The 6,006-nt window shown below is 73.0% G+C and carries 7 protein-coding genes; 5 read left to right on the top strand and 2 right to left on the bottom strand.

Annotated elements, in window-relative coordinates:
- Positions 1–96: 96 nt before the first annotated feature.
- A complete protein-coding gene (locus ACFWN1_RS30885) occupies positions 97–783 on the bottom strand; it encodes a DNA polymerase beta superfamily protein (protein WP_384369275.1) in 687 nt (228 codons plus the stop codon).
- A gap of 22 nt (positions 784–805) precedes the next feature.
- The gene (locus ACFWN1_RS30880; RefSeq protein WP_384369272.1) at positions 806–1,246 is read right to left on the bottom strand and encodes a Rieske (2Fe-2S) protein; all 441 of its coding nucleotides are present in this window, start codon (positions 1,244–1,246) and stop codon (positions 806–808) included.
- A gap of 241 nt (positions 1,247–1,487) precedes the next feature.
- Here ACFWN1_RS30880 and aroH point away from each other — a divergent pair, with 241 nt between their 5' ends.
- The 5 genes from aroH to der all read left to right on the top strand — a co-directional run bounded on the left by aroH (position 1,488) and on the right by der (position 5,976).
- Complete coding sequence (aroH, locus tag ACFWN1_RS30875) at positions 1,488–1,850, top strand: chorismate mutase (protein ID WP_384369269.1); 363 nt, start codon at positions 1,488–1,490, stop codon at positions 1,848–1,850.
- A complete protein-coding gene (locus ACFWN1_RS30870) occupies positions 1,847–2,941 on the top strand; it encodes a prephenate dehydrogenase (protein ID WP_384369266.1) in 1,095 nt (364 codons plus the stop codon). Before aroH ends, ACFWN1_RS30870 begins: the two co-directional genes overlap by 4 nt.
- 128 nt (positions 2,942–3,069) lie before the next feature.
- Positions 3,070–3,765 (top strand): (d)CMP kinase, encoded by a 696-nt coding sequence (gene cmk / locus ACFWN1_RS30865; protein ID WP_384369263.1) that lies wholly within the window; start codon positions 3,070–3,072, stop codon positions 3,763–3,765.
- A gap of 62 nt (positions 3,766–3,827) precedes the next feature.
- Positions 3,828–4,430 carry a lysophospholipid acyltransferase family protein gene (locus ACFWN1_RS30860; RefSeq protein ID WP_384369278.1) on the top strand — a complete coding sequence of 201 codons (603 nt, stop codon included), beginning with the start codon at positions 3,828–3,830 and terminating at the stop codon, positions 4,428–4,430.
- A gap of 64 nt (positions 4,431–4,494) precedes the next feature.
- A complete protein-coding gene (gene der, locus ACFWN1_RS30855) occupies positions 4,495–5,976 on the top strand; it encodes a ribosome biogenesis GTPase Der (protein ID WP_384369260.1) in 1,482 nt (493 codons plus the stop codon).
- Positions 5,977–6,006 lie beyond the last annotated feature (30 nt).

Below are 6,006 nucleotides of genomic sequence, written 5' to 3'. Positions count from 1 at the left end.
GCAATGGCTCCACACCTACAATCACCACCGCGGACACACCGCCCTCGCAGGCAAACCACCCGCCAGCCGCGTCCCCAACCTCACAGGGCAATACACCTAGGCGCGTGCGGCCGACGCCTGCCGCGCCCGGTACAGGAAGTCGGCCACCCGGGTCTCGTCCGGCCCGGCCGGGAGCGGGGTGCGGAGCAGGGCGGCGTCGGTCTCCTCGGACAGCCGGGCCATCCGCGCCTCGATCTCCGCCCAGGCCACCTCACCCCGCTTCACCGCCAGCAGCGCCTCGCGCTCCTCGCCCACGTCGAGCCGCAGCTCACCGGTGCGCAGCAGGTCGCGGGCGCTGCTCAGCAGGCGGAGCAGATGCATCGCGTGCTTCCAGCGCGGGGCGCCGGTGGTGCGGACGTCGGCGTGAAGCTTGCGGCGCTGGCCGAGGGCGTAGCCGGTGAAGGTGGCGTGGACCTGGCGGGACAGGAACGCCTCGCGCAGGGACAGCAGTTCGCGGCCGGTGTCGTCCAGGTGCTCCACCAGCGGGGAGTGCAGGCACTCCAGGACGTTCGGGTCGGCCCGCAGCGCCAGCTCGCAGAAGCGCTCCAGCTCCCAGGAGAACCGCTCCTCGCCCGGCCCCTCGGCGTGCGTGGGCGGCTTCTCGAACCGCCAGAACAGCGCGGTCGGGGCCAGGAACACGCCCCGCCGGTCGGTGTCGCTGGCCTCGGTGGCCAGACCGAAGGCGCGCGAGCCCATGACACAGGCGTAGACGGTGTGGTCGCGGACCAGGTCGGCGGGGCGCATGCGGGGGAGCGTACGCGGGCGCTCAGCTCAAGTGCACCGTGTTTCCGTGCACCATGATCTCCCTGGCGGGCAGTGCCTCGGTGGCCGGGCCGTGCGCGACCGAACCGTCGGAGATACGGAACTTGCTGCCGTGGCAGGGGCAGTCGACGGTGCCGTCCGCGACCTTGTTCAGGGTGCAGCCCTGGTGGGTGCAGACCGCGGAGAACGCCTTGTACTCGCCCTTCTTCGGCTGCGTCACCACGACCTTCTCCGCGGTGAAGATCTTGCCGCCGCCCTCCGGGATCTCGCTGACGCCGCCCAGCGCCTGCCCCGCGCCGTCGCCGGAGCCGGAGGAGGCGGGACCTGAGGAGGCGGAGGTGCTGGCGGTGGACGAGGAACTGCCGTCGCCGCATCCCACACAGCAGACGGCGAGCGTGGCGGCCCCCGTGGTCAGAAGCGTGCGCCGCGTCGCGGGCTGGGTCATGTCGTCACTCCGAGAGGTCCGAGAGGCGGAAGGTAAGGGGTGGAAATCCACAGAACTCCGGGCATCTTGGCATCCAACGCCGCCCGGACGAAGGAAGCGGCAGCGGGTCGGACCCCGCCTCGGCCGAACGGGCGCCCGTCTCACCGCGCGGGCCGCGCCCACCCACCCCGCCCGCGCTGACTAGGCTGGAAGGATCAGAAGCCGGCGCGAGCCGGTCCGGCGGTCAGCGAGGAGCAGCGCAGTGGCGGTACGAGCGGTCCGGGGGGCCGTCCAGCTGGAACGGGACACGGCCGGCCACATGGAGGAGCGGGTCGGAGCCCTGCTCACCGCCGTCCTGGAACGGAACGGCCTCACCGCCGACGACCTGATCAGCATCTGGTTCACCGCCACCCCCGACCTGCACAGCGACTTCCCGGCCGCCGCCGCGCGCAGGACCGGCATCGTCGACGTACCCCTGATCTGCGCCCAGGAGCTGGACATCGCCGGCGCCATGCCCAGGGTCGTCCGGCTGCTCGCGCACATCGAGTCCGACCGGCCCCGCAGTGCCGTCGACCACGTCTACCTCGGCGCCGCCGCCGCCCTGCGCAAGGACATCGCCCAGTGAGAACCGCACTCGTCATCGGCACCGGGCTCATCGGGACCTCGGCCGCGCTCGCCCTCAGCCAGCGGGGCGTCACCGTCCACCTCACCGACCACGACCCCGCGCAGGCCCGTACCGCCGCCGCCCTCGGCGCCGGTACCGACGGGCCGCCGCAGGGCCGGGTCGACCTCGTGCTCGTCGCCGCCCCGCCCGCGCACGTCGCCGGTGTCCTCGCCGACGCCATGCGCCGCGACCTCGCGCACGGCTACCTCGACGTGGCCAGCGTCAAGGGCGGCCCGCGCCGCGATCTGGAGGCGTTCGGCCTGGACGAGGCCCTCCTCGCCCGGTACCTCGGCACCCACCCCATGTCCGGCCGGGAGAAGTCCGGCCCGCTGGCCGCCACCGCCGACCTCTTCGAGGGCCGGCCCTGGGTGCTCACCCCGACCCGCGACACCGACACCGAGGTGCTGAACCTCGCCCTCGAACTGGTCTCGCACTGCAGCGCCGTACCCGTCTTCATGGACGCCGACGCCCACGACCGCGCCGTCGCGCTCGTCTCCCACATGCCGCACCTGGTCTCCAGCCTGGTCGCCGCCCGGCTGGAGAACGCCGAGGAGGCCGCCGTCCGGCTGTGCGGGCAGGGCATCCGGGACGTCACCCGGATCGCCGCCTCCGACCCCCGGATGTGGATCGACATCCTCTCCGCCAACCCCGGACCCGTGGCCGACCTCCTGTCCGATGTCTCCGCCGACCTCGACGAGACCGTGCGCGCGCTGCGTGCCCTGCAGTCCGCCGATGAGGACAAGCGGCGCACCGGTGGCGCCGGGATCGAGGACGTGCTGCGCCGGGGCAACGCCGGCCAGGTCCGGGTCCCCGGCAAGCACGGCTCCGCCCCGCGCGCCTACGCGACGGTCACGGTCCTCATCGACGACCGGCCCGGCCAGCTCGCCCGGATCTTCGCCGACGCCGGACAGGCCGGGGTCAACATCGAGGACGTCCGCATCGAGCACGCCACCGGACAGCAGGCGGGGCACATCCAGCTCGTGGTCGAACCCGGGGCCGCGCCCGTCCTCACCGAGGCGCTGCGCGAGCGGGGGTGGGCGCTGCGGCAGTAGCGCGGGTCACCGGCGGTCCCACGGCGCACGCGCGTCCGTACGAGTGACCCACACCCAGTAACCTTGTGCGGGGCGCCCTCGCGCCCCGACACCCCGACCGACACCCTTCACCAGGAAGGTGCCCTCCCGTGGAAAACGGCGCCGCCCCGACCGCCAAGCCCGTGATCGTCGCGATCGACGGTCCCTCCGGCACGGGCAAGTCGAGCACGTCGAAGGCCGTGGCCGCGCAGCTCGGCCTCAGCTACCTGGACACCGGCGCCCAGTACCGGGCCATCACCTGGTGGATGGTGACCAACGGCATCGACCTCACGGACCCCACCGCGATCGCCGCCGTCGCGGGCAAGCCGGAGATCGTCTCCGGCACCGACCCGCTGGCCCCGGCCATCACGGTCGACGGCTGTGACGTGGCCGTCCCGATCCGCACCCAGGACGTCACCTCCAAGGTCAGCGCGGTCAGCGCGGTGCCCGAGGTGCGCACCCGGATCACCGAGCTGCAGCGCTCCATCGCGGCCGGTGCCGAGGACGGCATGGTGGTCGAGGGCCGCGACATCGGTACGACCGTGCTGCCCGACGCCGACCTGAAGATCTTCCTCACCGCCTCCCCGGAGGCCCGCGCGGCCCGCCGCAGCGGCGAGCTGAAGGGCTCCGACGTCGCCGCCACCCGCGCGGCCCTGATCCAGCGGGACGCGGCCGACTCCAGCCGCAAGACCTCCCCCCTCGCCAAGGCCGGCGACGCCGTCGAGGTCGACACCACCGAGCTGACCCTCGCCCAGGTCATCGAGTGCGTCGTCACCCTGGTCGAGGAGAAGCGGGCCGGAAAGTGAGCCAGAGCGCACCGCCCTCCGAGCGGGGCGCCGAGATCGGACGGCGCATCGGCGTCGGCCTGATGTACGGGCTGTGGAAGCCGCGCGTGCTGGGCTCCTGGAAGGTGCCCGCCTCCGGCCCGGTGATCCTCGCGGTGAACCACTCCCACAACATCGACGGCCCCATGGTCATGGGCGTGGCGCCCCGGCCGACGCACTTCCTGATCAAGCAGGAGGCGTTCACCGGGCCGCTGGACCCCTTCCTGACCGGCATCGGCCAGCTGAAGGTGGACCGCACCACCGCCGACCGCACCGCCATCGGGCGGGCCCTCGGCGTGCTGGAGCAGGGCGGCGTGCTGGGCATCTTCCCGGAGGGCACCCGGGGCGAGGGCGACTTCGCCTCGCTGCGTGCCGGGCTCGCCTACTTCGCCGTGCGCGGCGGGGCGCCGATCGTGCCCGTGGCCGTGCTCGGCAGCGCCGGCCGGCCCGGCCGGCTGGTCAGGGCCCTGCCGCCGCTGCGCTCCCGCGTGGACGTGGTCTTCGGAGACCCGTTCGAAGCGGGTGACGGCAGCGGGCGGCGCACGCGCAAGGCGCTGGACGAGGCGACCGAGCGCATCCAGAAGCGCCTCACCGCGCACCTGGAAAACGCCAGGCGCCTGACCGGGCGCTGGGCGACACTTGAGTAGTGGAACCGGCCCCTGGCGGGCCACTTCCACCGATCACCACGAACGACGACGAGGTACAGACTTCATGAACGACCAGATCCAGCCCGACGGCTCGGCCGCGCACGAGTACGAGCACGGGGCTCTCGGCGACGCCGAGTACGCGGAGTTCATGCAGCTCGCCGCGGAAGAGGGCTTCGACGTCGAGGACGTCGAGGGCGCCCTCGACGAGGCGGGCCACGGCCCGCTGCCCGTGCTCGCCGTCGTCGGCCGCCCCAATGTCGGCAAGTCGACTCTGGTGAACCGCATCATCGGCCGCCGCGAGGCGGTCGTCGAGGACAAGCCCGGCGTCACCCGCGACCGCGTCACCTACGAGGCGGAGTGGGCCGGCCGCCGGTTCAAGGTCGTCGACACCGGCGGCTGGGAGCAGGACGTCCTCGGCATCGACGCCTCCGTGGCCGCGCAGGCCGAGTACGCCATCGAGGCCGCCGACGCCGTCGTCTTCGTGGTGGACGCCAAGGTCGGCGCCACCGACACCGACGAGGCCGTGGTACGGCTGCTGCGCAAGGCCGGCAAGCCGGTCGTGCTGGCCGCGAACAAGGTCGACGGCCTCTCCGGCGAGTCCGACGCGGCCTACCTGTGGTCCCTGGGCCTCGGCGAGCCGCACCCGGTCTCCGCGCTGCACGGCCGGGGCACCGGCGACATGCTGGACGCCGTCCTGGAGGCGCTGCCCGAGGCGCCCGCACAGACCTTCGGCACCGCTGTCGGCGGTCCGCGCCGGATCGCGCTGATCGGCCGCCCGAACGTCGGCAAGTCCTCGCTGCTGAACAAGGTGGCGGGCGAGGAGCGCGTCGTCGTCAACGAGCTGGCGGGCACCACCCGCGACCCGGTCGACGAGATGATCGAGCTGGGCGGCAAGACCTGGAAGTTCGTGGACACCGCCGGTATCCGCAAGCGGGTCCACCTCCAGCAGGGCGCCGACTACTACGCCTCCCTGCGCACGGCCGCGGCCGTGGAGAAGGCCGAGGTCGCCGTCATCCTGCTGGACGCCTCCGAGAACATCTCCGTGCAGGACCAGCGCATCGTCACCATGGCCGTCGACGCCGGCCGTGCGGTGGTGCTCGCCTTCAACAAGTGGGACACCCTCGACGAGGAGCGCCGCTACTACCTGGAGCGGGAGATCGAGACAGAGCTGGGCCAGGTCGCCTGGGCCCCGCGTGTCAACGTCTCCGCCCGTACCGGCCGCCACATGGAGAAGCTGGTCCCGGCGATCGAGACCGCGCTCGACGGCTGGGAGTCGCGGGTCCCCACCGGCCGGCTGAACGCCTTCCTCGGCGAGCTGGTCGCCGCCCACCCGCACCCGGTGCGGGGCGGCAAGCAGCCGCGCATCCTGTTCGGCACCCAGGCGGGCACCAAGCCCCCGCGCTTCGTCCTCTTCGCCTCCGGCTTCATCGAGGCGGGCTACCGGCGCTTCATCGAGCGCCGCCTGCGCGAGGAGTTCGGCTTCGCGGGCACCCCGATCCATATCTCGGTGCGGGTGCGCGAGAAGCGCGGCGCGAAGAAGAAGTGACCGCCGCGGCGGACACACACATGACGGAAG

It is taken from the genome of Streptomyces sp. NPDC058459 (genome assembly GCF_042721685.1).
Classification (GTDB): domain Bacteria; phylum Actinomycetota; class Actinomycetes; order Streptomycetales; family Streptomycetaceae; genus Streptomyces.
Note: the sequence above shows the minus strand (reverse complement) of the source record. Positions and strands in the feature narration are given on the sequence as shown.